16 protein-coding genes are annotated in these 16,152 nt (G+C 71.7%); 13 read left to right on the top strand and 3 right to left on the bottom strand.

The window, feature by feature from the left end; all coding sequences use genetic code 11:
- Window positions 1-116: 116 nt before the first annotated feature.
- The 7 genes from I3F58_RS21405 to I3F58_RS21375 all read left to right on the top strand — a co-directional run bounded on the left by I3F58_RS21405 (window position 117) and on the right by I3F58_RS21375 (window position 7,646).
- The gene (locus I3F58_RS21405; RefSeq protein WP_240110281.1) at window positions 117-782 is read left to right on the top strand and encodes a TetR family transcriptional regulator; all 666 of its coding nucleotides are present in this window, start codon (window positions 117-119) and stop codon (window positions 780-782) included.
- 104 nt (window positions 783-886) lie between these two features.
- Complete coding sequence (locus I3F58_RS21400) at window positions 887-2,110, top strand: alpha/beta hydrolase (protein WP_240110280.1); 1,224 nt, start codon at window positions 887-889, stop codon at window positions 2,108-2,110.
- A gap of 84 nt (window positions 2,111-2,194) precedes the next feature.
- The gene (locus I3F58_RS21395; protein ID WP_240110279.1) at window positions 2,195-3,049 is read left to right on the top strand and encodes a DUF4429 domain-containing protein; all 855 of its coding nucleotides are present in this window, start codon (window positions 2,195-2,197) and stop codon (window positions 3,047-3,049) included.
- A gap of 103 nt (window positions 3,050-3,152) precedes the next feature.
- Window positions 3,153-4,544, top strand: coding sequence for a sensor histidine kinase (locus tag I3F58_RS21390; RefSeq protein ID WP_240110278.1), 1,392 nt, complete (start codon window positions 3,153-3,155; stop codon window positions 4,542-4,544).
- A 21-nt stretch (window positions 4,545-4,565) separates the two neighbouring features.
- Entirely contained in the window at window positions 4,566-5,246 is a 681-nt protein-coding gene (locus I3F58_RS21385; protein WP_240110277.1) for a response regulator transcription factor, read from the top strand.
- Window positions 5,247-5,412: 166 nt separating this feature from the next.
- On the top strand, window positions 5,413-6,447 hold the full coding sequence (locus I3F58_RS21380) for an alpha/beta hydrolase (RefSeq protein WP_240110276.1): 1,035 nt from the start codon (window positions 5,413-5,415) through the stop codon (window positions 6,445-6,447).
- Window positions 6,444-7,646, top strand: coding sequence for an acyltransferase (locus I3F58_RS21375; RefSeq protein ID WP_240110275.1), 1,203 nt, complete (start codon window positions 6,444-6,446; stop codon window positions 7,644-7,646). Before I3F58_RS21380 ends, I3F58_RS21375 begins: the two co-directional genes overlap by 4 nt.
- A 9-nt stretch (window positions 7,647-7,655) precedes the next feature.
- Here I3F58_RS21375 and I3F58_RS21370 read toward each other — a convergent pair whose 3' ends face one another.
- Entirely contained in the window at window positions 7,656-8,789 is a 1,134-nt protein-coding gene (locus I3F58_RS21370; RefSeq protein WP_240110274.1) for an aldo/keto reductase, read from the bottom strand.
- Complete coding sequence (locus tag I3F58_RS21365) at window positions 8,786-9,253, bottom strand: MerR family transcriptional regulator (protein ID WP_240110273.1); 468 nt, start codon at window positions 9,251-9,253, stop codon at window positions 8,786-8,788. Before I3F58_RS21365 ends, I3F58_RS21370 begins: the two co-directional genes overlap by 4 nt.
- 77 nt (window positions 9,254-9,330) lie before the next feature.
- On the opposite strand from I3F58_RS21365, the gene I3F58_RS21360 reads away from it, so the two are divergent.
- Entirely contained in the window at window positions 9,331-10,155 is an 825-nt protein-coding gene (locus I3F58_RS21360) for a serine hydrolase (RefSeq protein WP_240110272.1), read from the top strand.
- A 50-nt stretch (window positions 10,156-10,205) separates the two neighbouring features.
- Here the strand turns inward: I3F58_RS21360 and I3F58_RS21355 are convergent, their stop codons facing one another.
- Entirely contained in the window at window positions 10,206-10,871 is a 666-nt protein-coding gene (locus I3F58_RS21355; protein ID WP_240110314.1) for a pirin family protein, read from the bottom strand.
- A gap of 224 nt (window positions 10,872-11,095) precedes the next feature.
- Between I3F58_RS21355 and I3F58_RS21350 the strand changes: the two genes are divergently transcribed.
- The 5 genes from I3F58_RS21350 (at window position 11,096) to fabF (ending at window position 16,054) form a co-directional block, all read left to right on the top strand.
- Window positions 11,096-12,280 (top strand): CdaR family transcriptional regulator, encoded by a 1,185-nt coding sequence (locus I3F58_RS21350; RefSeq protein WP_240110271.1) that lies wholly within the window; start codon window positions 11,096-11,098, stop codon window positions 12,278-12,280.
- 89 nt (window positions 12,281-12,369) lie between these two features.
- On the top strand, window positions 12,370-13,299 hold the full coding sequence (locus tag I3F58_RS21345) for an ACP S-malonyltransferase (RefSeq protein ID WP_240110270.1): 930 nt from the start codon (window positions 12,370-12,372) through the stop codon (window positions 13,297-13,299).
- A gap of 32 nt (window positions 13,300-13,331) precedes the next feature.
- Entirely contained in the window at window positions 13,332-14,363 is a 1,032-nt protein-coding gene (locus I3F58_RS21340; RefSeq protein WP_240110269.1) for a ketoacyl-ACP synthase III, read from the top strand.
- A 114-nt stretch (window positions 14,364-14,477) separates the two neighbouring features.
- Window positions 14,478-14,726 carry an acyl carrier protein gene (locus I3F58_RS21335; RefSeq protein WP_240110268.1) on the top strand — a complete coding sequence of 83 codons (249 nt, stop codon included), beginning with the start codon at window positions 14,478-14,480 and terminating at the stop codon, window positions 14,724-14,726.
- 65 nt (window positions 14,727-14,791) lie between these two features.
- Window positions 14,792-16,054 (top strand): beta-ketoacyl-ACP synthase II, encoded by a 1,263-nt coding sequence (gene fabF, locus I3F58_RS21330; protein ID WP_240110267.1) that lies wholly within the window; start codon window positions 14,792-14,794, stop codon window positions 16,052-16,054.
- Window positions 16,055-16,152: the final 98 nt, after the last annotated feature.

Raw genomic sequence — 16,152 nt, 5'->3', positions numbered from 1 at the left:
ACTTCGCTCACAGCTAGTCTGAGCAGCCGGAACCGCGAGAAGAGGACCATGAAGTGACGGCCGAGCCGCCGACCGCACCGCTGACCGAAACGCGGCCCATGACGCAGGGGTCCACCATGCAGCGGTCCACCGCTCAGGGGTCCACCGCTCAGGGCTCGAGCGCCGGGCTGCGCGAGCGGAAGAAGCAGCGGACCCGCGCCGCCCTGCTCCGCACCGCGCTGGAGCTCTTCATCACCCAGGGGTACGAGGAGACGACGGTCGACGAGATCGTCGACACCGTCGAGGTGTCACAGCGCACGTTCTTCCGTTACTTCGCGAGCAAGGAGGAGGTGGCGTTCGCCCTCCAGCACATGGCCGAGGAGCACTTCGTGGCGGCGCTGCGCGAGCGCCCCTCCGAAGAGGGGCCCTTCGACGCCCTCCGCAACGCCGTGCTGGCCGCCTGGGACACCATCGGCGAGGCCATCACGGAACTCGTACCGATCGAGGTGTATCTGCGGCAGCTGCGGGTCATCGAGTCGACCCCGGCGCTCCTCGCGGTCCACCTGCGCCGCTCTTTCGAGATGGAGGAGCGCATCGCCCGGCTGATCGCGGACCGCGAGGGTCTCGACATGGACCGCGACCCCAGGCCCCGCGTCGCTGTCGCGGCCTTCAGCGGAGTCATGCGCGTCACCGGACAGCTGTGGGTACAGGGCGAGGACAGCAGCCTGGAGGCGATCCGCGCCCTCACCGAGGGTTACCTGGACCACCTCGGCCCTTCCCTGGCTGCGGACTGGCGCACGTAACCGGAAGAGCCCCCGAGCGGCACTTCCCCAGCCGGCCCCTCCGAATCGTGATCCTCGTCACCCTGAGTCCGTCCCTCTCCGGCCGTCTCCTAGTGTGTCTCGCAGTGACTTCCCGCATCCTCTCCCCCACACTCCCCGTCGGCCGCACCCTGCTCGCTCTCGCGGTGGTCTTCGTACTCCTCGCGACGACCGGCTGGACCACGGCGCATCGCGCCCGCGGAGACACGGGAACGGCGACCGGCTCCTGGCGGAACGCGACCGCGGAATGGCGCACGGACCGGATCGGTGGCCGCTCCCTGCCCGACCCCGACGCGCCCCCGCACGCCGTCGCCGCGTTCTTCGCCGGGCTTACGACCGCCGAGCGCTCCCGGCTCACCGAACGGCACCCGCTCGTCGTCGGCAACCTCGACGGCGTACCCCTCACCCTGCGCTACCGTGCCAACCGGCGCTCCCTCGGCCGCGCCCTTGCCGCCGAACGACCGCGCGTCGACGACCGGCGACTGTCCGCCGCGGGACGCCACGAGGCCGTGCGACGCGTCCACCGGTTCTCCTCCCTCATGAAGGAGAACCGTCAGATCCTCGCCTTCGACCCCAGCGGTGCGGGCCGGGTCGCTGAGGTTCTGGGAAGCCTGGAGCACGCCGAGCGCGTGTCCGTGATCGTCCCCGGGGTGGACACGAACCTGCTCACGTTCCAGCGGACCGCCCGCCGTTACGAGGCACCGGTCGGCATGGCCGAGGCGCTCTACGCCGCCGAACGCGAGACCGCGCCCGGTGTCCGAACCGCCGTCATCGCCTGGGCCGACTACACCGCGCCGAGCGGGGTGGGCATGGATGCGGCCACCGGGCGTCTCGCGCGGGAAGGCGCCCAACGGCTCGTGTCCCTCACCGCGTCTCTGCCCGGCACCTCCCCTGTCTCCTGGTTCTGCCACAGCTACGGCTCCGTGGTGTGCGGACTGGCAGCGCGGCACCAGCCCGGCCGGGTCACCGACATCGCTGTGGCCGGAAGCCCCGGCATACGGGCCGACAGCGCCGCCGAACTCGGCGGCCACGCGCGCGTATGGGCCCTGCTGGACGACGACGACTGGATCGCGGACGTGCCGCACCTGGACGTCGGCGGACTCGGCCACGGACCTGATCCGAACGCACCCGAGTTCGGGGCACGTCGCCTCTCTACTTCCGGCGCCGGGGGTCACGGCGGCTACTTCGAGCCCGGCACCGAGAGCCTGCGCAACCTCGCCGGAATAGGTGTCGGCTCATACGCGACGCTGCTCTGTGCGGACCCCGAGGACTCCTGCAGAAACGGAATTTCCGGCACCGGCCTGGTCTGACCCGCGTAGACGGCGGGAGCATAGTGCGTTTCGGCAGTCCTTCCAGGGGCGACGCGCGGGCGTGCGCCGCATACGATGAGGCGCATGGGTGATGTGCTGGCCGGAATTCATGCCACCTGGGAGTTCGAACCGGACGCCGTGCTCATCCGCTTCGAACGGGGGATCCGCGCGCCGAAGCTGTTCCAGGCGCTGCGCGAAAGACGCGTTCCGCACGAGGCTCTGGCGTCGGTGACGCTGGTCCCGGGCAAGCGCGGCACGGTGGTGCTGCACGCGGAGCCGCGTGCCGGGGCCGACCCGTTGGCGGATGTGGCCGCGGGTCAGCTCAAGGAGGGCAGTGACCCGTACCGGCTGGTGCTGCCCGCCGACCGGGAGACCCTCGCCGCTCACCACGCGGAAGCACTGCGGGCACTGCTGGGGCCGGATCGCGTGGAACCCGCCGCGCGGTTCCTCGTCGCCGCCCCGGAGATCCCTCTCCAGTTCAAGGCGTATGACGGGAAAGCGTCGTTCGACGGCCGGGACGTCTCGTTCCGCTGGTCACGGACCGGGGCCTCGTCAGCGAAGTGGAAGGCCGGGGACCAGACCTTCGCGGTGAGCGAGCTGTGCGGCGTCGAGTGGCGGTCCCCGAACCTCGTGGAGGGTCACCTCCGGCTGGTGCGACGCAGCCAGGACGGGGATCCGGTGCAGGCCGACAAGGACCCGGCGGCTGTCGTCCTGGGTCCCCGGTACGGCCCGGTGCACGAGTCGCTGCCCTTCGCCGCGGCGGTGCTCGAGGCGGTACGGAACTGCAACGACGCGGTGCCCGTGACCGTGGGATCGGGGCGCCGCGACCCGGCGGACATCGCCGACCGGATCCGCCACCTCGGGGAGCTGCACCAGGCAGGTCTCGTGACCGACGAGGAGTTCACGGCGAAGAAGGCGGAGCTGCTGGCGGAGCTGTGAGGGCGGCTCCGCCGGGCCGCGTGTCATACCGGGGTATGAGGTCGTGATCTGGCTCCCCGGTATGACGCGCCTCCGCTGCGGTGACACCTAGGCTGGCGGGATCATGAGCAGCGTCTCCCCGCCCCCGTCCGGACCCGCCTCAGCGCCCGGCACGCCCGGCACCCCGGGCGGTTCCGACCTGGCCGTCAGGCTGGCGCGGCGTGCCCGCCGCTCCACCCGCGAGGGACTGCACGCACTGGGTACGGCTCTGTCGACGCCGACGGAGGCAGGCGCCCCGCTGCTCGGGCAGGCGAACTCCCTGTGGGTGCGTCTGCTGCCGTACGTCGCGGCGGTCGCCCTGATCGCCTCGCTGCTGCCGGTCACGGTCGTGACCCTGGTGGAGAGCTACGGACTGAACGGCGGGATCGCCGGGGTACTGGCCACGGCGCAGACCGCTCCGCTGCTGATGGCGGTGACCCGGCCGCTTCAGGCCTGGTGGATCGTCTTCACGGCCGATGTGGCCGGTGCGGTGGCGATGATGAACCCCGGGGGACCGCCTGGTGCGGATCCGTCGGACAACCCCGCCGCCATGCCGTGGCCATGGACACCCATGGTCATCATCGGATACGTGGCGCTGATGGTGGCCGTCGGGCTGAGGGAGCACCGGCGCACCCTGCTCAGCGTATGGGTGGTGACGGGCGGGGTCGGCTTCGGCTTCGCCCTGGTCCCGGGCCATGGCGGCGAGAACACCCATGTCGTGCTGTTCCTGCTGAGCGGGGTCACCCTGCTGATAACGGGCATGCTGCGGGAGCGCAGTGACGCCCAGCGGCGGCTGGTGGAACAGGAGACGATCAGCGAGGCGGAGCGGGCCCGGCGCACGTTGCTGGAGGAGCGTGCCCGGATCGCGCGGGAACTGCACGACGTGGTGGCCCATCACATGTCGGTGATCACGGTGCAGGCGGATTCGGCGCCGTACCGGATCGAGGGGATTCCGCCGGCCGCACGCGAGGAGTTCACGGCGATCGCCGCGTCGGCCCGGGAGTCGCTGGCCGAGATGCGGCGGCTGCTTTCGGTGCTGCGCAGCGAGCGGGCGGGGGGAGAGCGGGAACCGCAGCCCGGGATCGACCGGCTGCCGCACCTGGTGGAGGCGACGATACGGGCCGGGGTCCCGGTCCAGTTGTCGCTCGCGGAGGAGCTGGGACGGATGTCCCCGGCGGTGGAGCTGTCGGCGTACCGGATGGTGCAGGAGGCGCTGGCCAATGTGGTGCGGCATGCGCCGGGCGCCCGGACCCGGGTGTCGGTGTCGCGCTCCCCGAACCAGGAGTGGCTGATCGTCCTGGTGGTCAACGGGCCGCCGACGAAGCCGACTTCTCTGCTGGAGACGTCCGGTACGGGACTTGGTCTGGTAGGCATGCGGGAGCGCGTACGGTTGACCGGCGGATGGCTGGACAGCGGGCCGCTACCGGATGGCGGGTTCCGGGTGGCCGCGCGCCTGCCGCTGGACACGCCGCCATAGACCGTCCGAAGGGGGATCTCCGTGACCATCCGCGTGATCATCGTCGACGACCAGGCCATGGTGCGGGCAGGGTTCGCCGCGCTGCTGTCCGCGCAGCCCGACATCGACGTGGTCGGGGAGGCGGCGGACGGCCGGGCCGGGGTCGAGGTGGGCCGGTCCGCGCATCCGGACGTGGTGCTGATGGACGTACGGATGCCGGAGCTGGACGGTTTGGCCGCGGCCCGCGAGCTGCTGGACCCGCCGCCGGGGGTGACGCACCGGCCCAAGGTGCTGATGCTGACCACGTTCGACGTCGACGACTACGTGTACGAGGCGCTGCGTGCCGGGGCGTCGGGCTTTCTGCTGAAGGACGCGCCACCGGCGGATCTGATCGCGGCGGTCCGCATTGTCGCCGCCGGCGAGGCCCTGCTGGCACCGTCGGTGACGAGGCGTCTGATCGAGGACTTCGCGGCGCAGCGGCCTGCGACCCGCCGTGAACGGTCCACACGGCTCAACGGACTGACGCCGCGTGAGACCGAGGTCCTGGAACTGGTCGCCCGGGGGCTGTCGAACCAGGAGATCGCGGAGCGGCTCGTTCTTGCGGAGCAGACGGTGAAGACACATGTCGGCCGGGTGCTGGCGAAGCTGGGACTGAGGGACCGGGCACAGGCAGTGGTCTTCGCCTACGAGTCGGGGCTGGTCACTCCCGGCGACCCCGTGTAGCAACGGCCTTGGCGGAGCACGGGTGGGGCGGGCGCACCGCCGTCGGGTAACTCACCCCCTACCCCGGTATCACTTCGCGGTTGGCTCCGTGGGGTGACGATCGAGCAGTCGTCTTCCTTCTAGCTTCCTCCCCGTCACACCGGACGAAGTGAGTTGGGGGGGCGTCATGCGCCGCTACAAGAGGACTCTGGTCTCCACCGCGCTGGCGACGGCGGTGGTAGCCGGGACTGCGGGATGGGCGTCGGGGACAGCGCAGCGGGCCGCGGAGGGGCCGCCCCCGGGCAGCGCGGCCTGGCGGGCCGACCGCTCGCTGGGGCGGGAACTCCCCGATCCCGAGCGGGCGTCGCCCGCCGAGGTCGCGGCGTTCTTCCGGGGGCTGCCGGAGCAGCAGCGGCTGCGGCTGACGCATCGCCATCCCGGCGTGGTGGGCAACCTGGACGGCGTACCGACGGCCCTCCGGTACGAGGCGAACTCCCTCGCGGTACGCGCTGACAGCAGGTACGCGCATTTGGCGGACCACCGGCTTCTCGCGTTCGATCCCCGCGGCCGGGGGCAGGTGGCCGAGGTGTTCGGGGACCTGGAGCACAGCAGTCGGGTGGCGGTGATAGTGCCCGGGTCCGACATCGACGCAGGCTCGTACGACAACCCCCGCAACCCATACGGAAGTGCGGCGGGGATGGCTCGGCAGCTGCGCGCCGCGACGGGCGAGCGTACAGCGGTGATCGCCTGGGCGGGGTACACCACTCCGGAAGGGGTGGGACTGGACGCGGCGACCGGGAGTCTGGCCGTGGTGGGCGCCGAGCGGCTGGTGCGGCTGGGCGACGGTCTCGCCGCCGGGGGTGTGGCCGCACCCTCCGTGTTCTGCCACAGCTACGGGTCGGTGGTGTGCGGGCTCGCCGCGGACCGGCTGAAGGCCAAGGACCTGGTCGTGTTCGGCTCGCCCGGCATGCGGGCCGGCAATGTCGCGGAGCTGGGGACGTCCGCCCGGGTGTGGGCGGCGAAGGATCCGACGGACTGGATCTCCAAGGTGCCCAACGTACGGTTCATGGGCCTCGGTCACGGTCCGGACCCGGCATCGGCGGAGTTCGGGGCCCGGCATGTCCCTGCTTGGGACGCCCGGGGCCACTCCGGCTACTTCGCCCCGGGCACCGCGTCTCTCCGCGCGTTCGCGGCGATCTCTCTGAAGGGTGAGGGGGAATGACCCTCGCCGCACAGATCGGGCGGATCGAGGAGAGGACCCCTCCGCACCGGGACCGGGCGATCGACGGACTGCGTGCTCTCGCCCTGCTGGCCGTACCGGCCGGGCACTGGCTGGTCGGCGGATTCACGGTGGACACGCAGGGTGCGCTCCATAACGCCAGCCCCCTGTCCGCACTGGGCTTCCTCGCGCCCGCGAGCTGGGTTCTGCAGATGCTCGGCGTCTTCTTCCTCGTCGGCGGCTACGCGTCAGCCCTCTCCTACCGGCGCCGGACGGGGAGCGCCGGAGAGTGGCTGCGGGACAGGATGGCCCGGCTGGGCCGGCCGGTACTGGGGGTGACGGCGGTCTGGGCCGTGCTCATCGCCCTGGGCCGTGTGCGGGGGGTGCCCGAGGACACACTGCGAACTGCCGCGACCCTGGTCGTCCAGCCCCTGTGGTTCGTGGGTGTGTACGCGGTGGTGACCGCGCTCACCCCGTGGTGTGTGCGGATGGCGCGGGCCGTGGGCGGCTGGGCGGCGCTCCCGCTGCTGGCCTCGGTCGCGGTGGTCGACTTCCTGCGGTACGGCCCGCCCGGCCCGGACATGCCGGGCTGGCTGAGTCTGCTCAACGTGCTGCCGGGCTGGCTGTTCGCCTACCAACTGGGCGTGGCCTGGGCTGAGCGTCGGCTCGGCCGGCGGGCGGCCTGGGCGCTGCTCGTGGGCGGCGGGCTGCTCTTCGCGGTGCTGCTGGCCCTCTTCCACTACCCGGCGTCCATGGTCGGGGTGCCCGGTGAAGCACGGACCAACTCACACCCGCCGTCACTGCTCGTTCTGGCTCTGGCAGCGGTGCAGAGCGGGGCAGCGGTCCTGCTCCACGACCGGATAGGCGCGCTGCTGCGCAGGCCGGCCCTGTGGGCGCCGGTCGCGGTGGTGAATCTGTCCGCGATGACGGTGCTGTGCTGGCACCAGACGGCGATGCTGGCGGCGGCCGTGCCGGCGTCGTTGACGGTGGGCGCGGTCCCGGGGCTGACGACCGCTCCGGACACGGTCGGGTGGCTGGTGGTGCGTCTGGCGTGGCTGCCGCTGTTCGCGGGACTGCTTGTTCTGACGACCCGGTACGCACGGCGGTTCGAGGCTCCGTGGACGGGGGCCACCAGGAGCCGCCGCGCGGCGGCGGGCGTCCTGGCGGCCGGGTTCGCGGTCTTCGCCCTGGGGCTTGCGTGACCGCCGGGGTCACTCCTCCCGGGCGGCGGAGGTGAAGGTCATGTCGGGATACCGGTCACCGGCGACCTGGGAGGCGACCGGTTCGAGCAGGGCGAGCTGCGCCTCGGTCAGGGTGATCCGGGTGGCGGCGGCGTTCTCCAGGAGGCGGGCCCTCTTGCGGGTGCCGGGGATCGGCACGACGGTCAGGCCGTGTACGGCGGCCCGCTGGTGGACCCATGCCAGAGCCACCTGGGCGGGCGTGGCGCCCTGGGCGGCGGCCACGGTGCGAAGCGGATGGAGAAGGGAGGTGTTGTGGCGGGCGTTGTCGCCGGTGAACCGCGGATTCATACGCCGGAAGTCGTCGTCCGAGAGGACGTTGGCAGGGTCGCTGAACGCTCCGGTCAGGAAGCCCCTGCCGAGCGGTGAGTACGGGACGAAGGCGACGCCCAGTTCGGCGGCGGCGGTCACGGCGCTGCGCTCCACGTCGCGGGAGAACAGCGACCACTCGGACTGCAGCGCGGCGATGGGGTGCACGGCGTGGGCCTCGCGCAGTTCGGGGCCGGTGACCTCGCTGAGGCCGAGGTGCCTGACCTTGCCCTCCGCGACCAGCTCAGCCATGGCACCGACGGACTCGGCCAGGGGCACGGCCGGATCGCGGCGGTGCATGTAGTACAGGTCGATGACGTCGAGGTCCAGACGGCGCAGGCTCGCTTCGACGGCCGACCGGATGTAGGCGCGGTCGTTGCGGATGGGCCGGGCACGCGGGTCGTCCGTGCGGAGTATGGCGAACTTGGTGGCGATGGTGATCTCATCGCGATGGGCGGCGACGAACGGAGCGAGGAACTCCTCGTTGGCGCCGCTGCCGTACATGTCGGCGGTGTCGATGAGGGTGACGCCCGCGTCGAGGGCGGCGTCGAGGGTGTCACGGGCCTGGGCCTCGTCGGTGGCCCCGTAGAACTCGCTCATCCCCATGGCGCCCAGCCCCTGCACCCCGACGGCCGGCCCGTCGGCACCGAGCCGCACCCGGTCGATCCGCGTACCGCGCTCCGTGCGGCCGCCCCCGGAGACGGTCGGGGACGGGACGGGGCCGGGGCTGACGCGGGCGGAGTCGGAGGAAGAGGAGGTGGACGTGGTGGAAGGGGAGATGCCCCCGGGGGTGGTCATGGGTGTATGCCTCCGTGGACGGCCCGTCGGCCGCCCCTGTAGATGTCGATCTTGCAGTTGAGGACGTCGAGCGCATCCTGCAGCTCCGCGATCCGGGCCAGCGCGTCTTCGCGGGTGGCTTCCAGGAGTTCCCGGCGGGCGTCGAAGGTGTGCTCGCCTTCGCGTACGAGCTCGGCGTACCGCACCATGGCCGCCACCGACATGCCGGTAAGCCGGAGCTTGCCGACCAGGACCAGCCAGTCCAGGTCCCGGTTGGTGAACCGGCGCTGGCCGGTGGCGGACCGGTCGACGTGCGGCATCAGCCCGATGCGCTCGTACCAGCGGAGGGTGTGGGCGGTGAGTCCCGTCCAGGCGGCGACCTCGCTGATCGTGTAGTGGTCCTGGCCGTCCGGGCGGGGGTGCCGGATGGGTGCCTTGTCGCCGGTGCCGGGGGGCCGGGGCTGGGTGCTCTCGATCACCGTCATGCGTCCTCACGGTAGGAGGTTGGAGTGCACTCCAGGCAAATGCCGGGGGTGGTGGGCGGGCAAGTACGCTCGTCGGCATGCAGAGCCTGGCGTTGATCGAGAACTGGCCGGTGCCCGCCGCCGCGGCGGCGGTCGTACGGGTGGACGGCACCGTGGTGGGGTCCCACGGCCCGACGGGGCGGCGTTTCCCGCTGGCCTCGGTGACCAAGCCGCTCGCGGCGTACGCGGTGCTGGTGGCGTACGAGGAGGGAGCCTTGGAGCTGGACGAGCCTGCCGGGCCCGAGGGCGCCACGGTGCGGCATCTGCTGGCACACACCTCGGGGCTGGCGTTCGACGAGCACCGGGTCATGGCGACGCCGGGCACCCGGCGGATCTACTCCAACGCCGGGTTCGAGGTGCTGGCGGACCATGTGGCGAAGGCGACGGACATCCCGTTCGCGGAGTATCTGCGGCAGGCCGTGCTGGAGCCGCTGGGGATGACGGCGACGTCCCTGGACGGCTCTGCCGCGAAGGACGCGGTGTCGACGGTCGACGACCTGGTGCGGTTCGCGGCGGAGGTGCAGGCGCCCCGGCTGCTGGACCCGCGCACGGTCCTGGAGGCCATGACCGTCACGTACCCCGGGGTGACCGGGATCCTGCCCGGATACGGGCACCAGAAGCCGAACGACTGGGGGCTCGGCTTCGAGATCAGGGGCGGCAAGTCACCGCACTGGACGGGTAGTTCGTCGTCGCCGCGGACCTTCGGGCACTTCGGCCAGTCCGGGACGTTCCTGTGGGTGGACCCGGATGCCGGGGCGGCCTGTGCGGCCCTGACGGACCGGGCGTTCGGGCCGTGGGCGATCGAGGCGTGGCCGCGTTTCACCGATGCGGTGCTTGCGGAGCTGCGGGGCACGGGCGGCTGACGGAGGCGAACCGGGCGGGGGGGGTGACAGCACCCTCCGCCCGGGGCTGACTACGCCCGGGCCGTCATCTCCCACACCAGGGCCTCGGCCGTTCCTTCCCCCTCCGCCGCCAGTTCCAGGCCACGTCCCGCCGTGACCCTGGCCGCGTCACCGGGGCCCAGCTCCCGCGCGTCCAGCCGCAGTCGCCCCCGTACGACATGGACGTACACGAAGTCGGCGTCCGGGAGAGCCGTGCGCTCCCCCGCCGCGAGGCGCCGTACACGCAGCACGGCACCGGCGGCGGGCACCGCGTACGGCACGGCGTCCGCCAGAGCGGGCACGCGCGCGTAGGACGGTTCGCCGCCCGGCTCGCGCGGGGCCAGCCACATCTGAACGAACGTCAGCGGCGCGGTGCCGTCGTTGCGCTCCACGTGCCGCACGCCCGCCGCCGCGCTCAGGTGCTGGAGGTCCCCGGGACGGACGACCGTCTCGTGGCCGGTCGAGTCGCGGTGCGTGAGTTCGCCCTCCGCCACCCAGGTGACGATCTCGGTGTGGCTGTGCGGGTGCTCGTCGAAGCCCGCGCCGGGCGCGAGCCGCTCCTCGTTGCAGGCGATGATCGCCCCGAAGCGCAGGTTGCCGGGGTCGTAGTGGGGCCCGAAGGAGAACGCGTGCCGGGTCTCGATCCCGGCCTCCGCGTCCCCGCCGGGGTAGCGCTCCCCGGCCCTCTGGATGGTCAGCTGCGTGTACGTCACGGCCTCACCGTATGACGGTTGCGGCGGACCACCCCGGCGGACCGCGGGACGGCCCCTCCCTCCCCACACCCGCGCCGCCCTGCCAGGGCGCCGCCCGCACGGCAAGCCCCTCTCCGCCACCCCTCGCCCGGGCCACCTCGAACCGCCCCACACAGGGCAAGGGCGGACCGCCTGGGCAGGGCCCCGTCCCGATAAGGCAGTCTTGTTCCGTGCCTGAACCAGCAGCAAACGACGCCCACCCGCACGCAGCGACCCTCAAGCGCCTGGAGCAGTCCTCGGGGCGGCTCGCCGCGAGCGCCATCGCCCGCATGGACGAGACGCTGCCGTGGTACCGGGCGATGCCCCCGGAGAACCGGTCCTGGATCGGCCTGGTCGCCCAGGCCGGCATCGCTGCCTTCACCGAGTGGTTCCGGCATCCCGAGACCCCTCAGGCGATCTCCACCGACGTCTTCGGCACCGCGCCCCGCGAGCTGACCCGGGCGATCACGCTGCGGCAGACCGTGGAGATGGTGCGGACCACGATCGAGGTGATGGAGTCCGCGATCGAGGAGGTCGCCGCGCCCGGCGACGAGTCGGTGCTGCGCGAAGCGCTGCTCGTGTACGCGCGGGAGATCGCCTTCGCGACGGCCCAGGTGTACGCCCAGGCCGCCGAGGCGCGCGGTGCGTGGGACGCGCGGCTGGAGTCGCTGGTCGTGAACGCGGTGCTGTCGGGCGAGGCCGACGAGGGCGCGGTCAGCAGGGCGGCGGCGCTGGGCTGGAACGCGCCGGAGCATGTGTGTGTGATCCTGGGCACCGCCCCGGACGGGGACAGCGAGCTGACGGTGGAGGCGATCCGTCGTGCGGCCCGGCACGCGAAGCTCCAGGTCCTCACCGGTGTGCTGGGCGACCGTCTGGTGGTGATCGCCGGCGGCAGCGACAATCCGCTGGCCGTGGCGAAGGCGCTGATCGGCCCGTACGCCGCGGGTCCGGTGGTGGCGGGCCCGGTGGTGCCGGACCTGCAGACGGCGACACGGTCCGCGCAGGCGGCGGCGGCCGGGCTGAAGGCGTGTTCCGCCTGGCAGGACGCGCCGCGCCCGGTGCTGGCGGACGATCTCCTGCCGGAGCGGGCGATCGCCTCCGATCCGGCTGCCCGTGAGCAGCTGGTGGAGGAGATCTACAGTCCGCTGAAGGAGGCCGGCTCGGCTCTGCTGGAGACACTGAGTGTCTACCTGGAGCAGGCGAGCAGCCTGGAGGGCGCGGCACGAATGCTGTTCGTCCATCCCAACACCGTGCGCTACCGGCTTCGACGTGTGACGGATGTCACCGGATGGTCACCCTCCGATGTACGGTCGGCGTTCACCCTCCGCATCGCTCTCATCCTGGGGCGTCTGGCGGACGCCGACGGCCAGCTCTAGAGTTTTGTGGATTGTCAACAATTCGTCCGACGGTTCTTCGTCCCAGTCCCCACGGGCGCTCAGGACCGTCCACAAGAGAGAGTGTGAGAGTGCTCGTACTCGTCGCTCCCGGCCAGGGTGCTCAGACCCCTGGCTTCCTGACTCCCTGGCTCGATCTGCCCGGCGCCACCGACCGTGTCGGCGCGTGGTCGGAGACGATCGGCCTGGATCTCGTGCACTACGGCACGAAGGCCGACGCGGAGGAGATCCGCGACACCGCGGTGGCACAGCCGCTGCTGGTGGCAGCCGGTCTGCTGTCCGCCTCGGCACTGGGTGACATCGCGCCGGACGCAGTCGCCGGACACAGTGTCGGTGAGATCACCGCCGCCTCGTTCGCGGGTGTGCTGGACGAGCTGGCCGCGCTCCGTCTCGTGCGGGCGCGTGGGCTGGCGATGGCCGAGGCCGCCGCGATCACCGAGACCGGTATGTCGGCGCTGCTCGGCGGTGACCCGGAGACCACCGTCGCGCACCTGGAAAAGCTGGGTCTGACTCCGGCGAACGTGAACGGCGCGGGCCAGATCGTGGCCGCGGGCACCATGGAGCAGCTGGCCGCGCTGGAGGCGGACAAGCCCGAGGGTGTCCGCCGCGTGGTGGCCCTGAAGGTGGCCGGCGCGTTCCACACGCACCACATGGCACCCGCGGTGGCGAAGCTGGAGGAGGCCGCTCAGGGCCTCGCCCCGGCGGATCCGAAGGTGCCGTACGTCTCCAACAAGGACGGCGAGTCCGTCGCCACGGGCGCCGACGTCGTCGCCCGGCTCGTGGGCCAGGTGGCCAACCCGGTCCGCTGGGACCTGTGCATGGAAACGTTCCAGCGGCTCGGCGCCACGGCGCTGGTGGAGGTGTGCCCGGGCGGCACGCTGACCGGCATCGCCAAGCGTGCGCTGCCCGGGGTGAAGACGCTCGCGCTGAAGACCCCCGACGACCTCGACGCGGCCCGCGCGCTCATCGCCGAGCACGCCGGCGCCGACGCCGCCGCCTGAGACCGGAGCACCGGAGCAAGGAGCCGTAGAGCATGGCGAAGATCAGGCCCAGCAGGGGCGCCCCGTACGCGCGCATTCTCGGTGTGGGCGGCTACCGTCCGGCCCGCGTGGTGCCGAACGAGGTGATCCTCGAGACGATCGACTCGTCCGACGAGTGGATCCGCTCGCGCTCCGGCATCGCCACCCGCCACTGGGCGTCGGCCGAGGAGACCGTGACGGCCATGTCGGTCGAGGCGGCCGGGAAGGCCATCGTCGACGCGGGTCTCACTCCGGACCGGATCGGCGCGGTCGTCGTGGCCACGGTGTCGCACTTCAGGCAGACCCCGGCGGTCGCCACGGAGATCGCGCACCAGGTCGGCACCGACAAGGCGGCGGCGTTCGACATCTCGGCGGGCTGTGCCGGCTTCGGCTACGGCCTGACCCTCGCCAAGGGCATGGTCGTGGAGGGCTCGGCGGAGCACGTGCTCGTCATCGGTGTCGAGCGGCTCAGCGATCTGACCGACCTGGAGGACCGGGCCACGGCCTTCCTGTTCGGTGACGGCGCGGGCGCGGTCGTCGTCGGTCCTTCGGACGAGCCGGCCATCGGCCCGACCGTCTGGGGCTCCGAGGGCGACAAGTCCGAGACGATCAAGCAGACCGTGCCGTGGACGGACTTCCGTATCGGTGACGTCGCGCAGCTTCCGCTGGACGAGCGGGGCGGGGTGAAGTTCCCGGCCATCACCCAGGAGGGCCAGACGGTCTTCCGCTGGGCCGTCTTCGAGATGGCGAAGGTCGCGCAGCAGGCGCTGGACGAGGCCGGGATCAGCGCGGCCGACCTGGATGTCTTCATTCCGCACCAGGCCAACATGCGGATCATCGACTCGATGGTGAAGACGCTGAAGCTGCCGGAGCATGTCACGGTCGCCCGTGACATCGAGACCACCGGCAACACCTCGGCCGCCTCGATCCCGCTCGCGATGGAGCGGCTTCTGGCGACCGGCCAGGCGAAGAGCGGTGACACCGCGCTCGTCATCGGCTTCGGGGCGGGTCTCGTGTACGCCGCGACGGTCGTTACCCTCCCCTAGGGCACGTCCGGATCTTCCGGCCCGCAGCCCACCCCCTCTGAGAAAACTCTCTGAGAAACCTCTCTGAGTCACTTTTCTGAGTAACACAGAGCTACACACCGAAGGAGCGCCACCATGGCCGCCACGCAGGAAGAAATCGTCGAGGGTCTCGCCGAGATCGTCAACGAGATCGCCGGTATCCCGACCGAGGAAGTCCAGCTGGACAAGTCCTTCACCGACGACCTGGACGTCGACTCGCTGTCCATGGTCGAGGTGGTCGTCGCCGCCGAGGAGCGCTTCGACGTGAAGATCCCGGACGAGGACGTCAAGGGCCTCAAGACCGTCGGCGACGCCGCCGACTACATCCTCAAGCACCAGGCTTGATCGGGTTCGCCACCCGGCGGTGGCGCCGCTCGCCTTACCTCTGACACGTGGAGAGAAGAATTCCTGTGAACTCGACCAATCGCACCGTGGTCGTCACCGGTATCGGCGCAACCACACCGCTGGGTGGCGACTCCGCCACGACCTGGGAAGGTCTGCTGGCGGGACGCTCCGGGGTCCGCCCCCTGGAGGGTGACCGCTTCGCGGAGCTGCCCGTCACCATCGCCGCCCGGGTGGCCGTGGAGCCGTCCGAGGTCCTGCCCCGGCCGCTGGCCCGGAAGCTGGACCGGTCGGCGCAGTTCGCGCTGATCGCCGCGCGTGAGGCGTGGGCGGACGCCGGGTTCACCGGCCCGGCGGGCGACGACGAGCGGGTGCAGCCGGACCGGCTGGGCGCCGTCATCGCCTCCGGTATCGGCGGTGTGACGACCCTGCTCGACCAGTACGACGTGCTGAAGGAGAAGGGCTCGCGCCGGGTCTCCCCGCACACCGTGCCCATGCTCATGCCGAACAGCCCCGCCGCCAACGTCGGCCTGGAGGTGAACGCCCGGTCCGGCGTCCACACCCCGGTGTCCGCCTGCGCGTCGGGCGCCGAGGCCATCGGCTACGCCATCGAGATGATCCGTACCGGCCGCGCCGACGTGGTCGTGGCGGGCGGCACCGAGGCGGCCATCCATCCGCTGCCCATCGCGGCGTTCGCCAACATGATGGCGATGTCCAAGAACAACGACGAGCCCGAGAAGGCCTCGCGTCCGTACGACAAGGCCCGTGACGGCTTCGTCCTGGGCGAGGGTGCCGGTGTGGTCGTCCTGGAGTCGGCCGAGCACGCCGCCGCACGCGGCGCCCGCGTGTACTGCGAGGCGCTGGGCCAGGGCCTGTCCGCCGACAGCCACCACATCGCACAGCCCGAGCCGACCGGCCGCGGTATCGCCGCCGCGCTGCAGAACCTGCTGGACACCACGGACCTGAAGCCGGCGGAGGTCGTGCACCTGAACGCGCACGCCACGTCGACCCCGCAGGGCGATGTCGCCGAGGTGAAGGCGCTGCGCAAGGTGCTGGGCGAGGACCTGGACCACGTGGCGATCTCGGCCACGAAGTCGATGACGGGCCACCTGCTGGGCGGTGCGGGCGGCATCGAGACCGTCGCGACGGTCCTGGCGCTGCACCACCGTACGGCTCCGCCGACCATCAACGTCGACGACCCGGACGAGGATGTGGACGCCGACATCGTGCGCGGTGAGCCCCGCGCCCTGCCGGAGGGCACGGTCGCGGCGATCAACAACTCGTTCGGCTTCGGCGGCCACAACGTGGTCCTGGCGTTCCGGACGGTCTGAAAGCCGGTACGAGGAGGCCCCCGCCCGTGACCTTGGGTTCCAGGGGTCGTCGCAACACCACTTGGTTTCAGGTGGTGAGTAGATCACGTAGACGCTCG

The sequence above is a fragment of the Streptomyces sp. MUM 203J genome, from assembly GCF_022414595.1.
Lineage (GTDB): Bacteria > Actinomycetota > Actinomycetes > Streptomycetales > Streptomycetaceae > Streptomyces.
Note: the sequence above shows the minus strand (reverse complement) of the source record. Positions and strands in the feature narration are given on the sequence as shown.

Excerpts from the sequence above, each read along its gene's own strand:
- I3F58_RS21370 (WP_240110274.1), bottom strand. The coding sequence starts at position 8,789 with ATGACCACCCCCGGGGGCATCTCCCCTTCCACCACGTCCACCTCCTCT.
- I3F58_RS21390 (WP_240110278.1), top strand. The coding sequence starts at position 3,153 with ATGAGCAGCGTCTCCCCGCCCCCGTCCGGACCCGCCTCAGCGCCCGGC.
- I3F58_RS21395 (WP_240110279.1), top strand. The coding sequence starts at position 2,195 with ATGGGTGATGTGCTGGCCGGAATTCATGCCACCTGGGAGTTCGAACCG.
- I3F58_RS21335 (WP_240110268.1), top strand. The coding sequence starts at position 14,478 with ATGGCCGCCACGCAGGAAGAAATCGTCGAGGGTCTCGCCGAGATCGTC.
- I3F58_RS21405 (WP_240110281.1), top strand. The coding sequence starts at position 117 with ATGCAGCGGTCCACCGCTCAGGGGTCCACCGCTCAGGGCTCGAGCGCC.
- I3F58_RS21375 (WP_240110275.1), top strand. The coding sequence starts at position 6,444 with ATGACCCTCGCCGCACAGATCGGGCGGATCGAGGAGAGGACCCCTCCG.
- I3F58_RS21340 (WP_240110269.1), top strand. The coding sequence starts at position 13,332 with ATGGCGAAGATCAGGCCCAGCAGGGGCGCCCCGTACGCGCGCATTCTC.
- I3F58_RS21360 (WP_240110272.1), top strand. The coding sequence starts at position 9,331 with ATGCAGAGCCTGGCGTTGATCGAGAACTGGCCGGTGCCCGCCGCCGCG.
- I3F58_RS21365 (WP_240110273.1), bottom strand. The coding sequence starts at position 9,253 with ATGACGGTGATCGAGAGCACCCAGCCCCGGCCCCCCGGCACCGGCGAC.
- I3F58_RS21380 (WP_240110276.1), top strand. The coding sequence starts at position 5,413 with ATGCGCCGCTACAAGAGGACTCTGGTCTCCACCGCGCTGGCGACGGCG.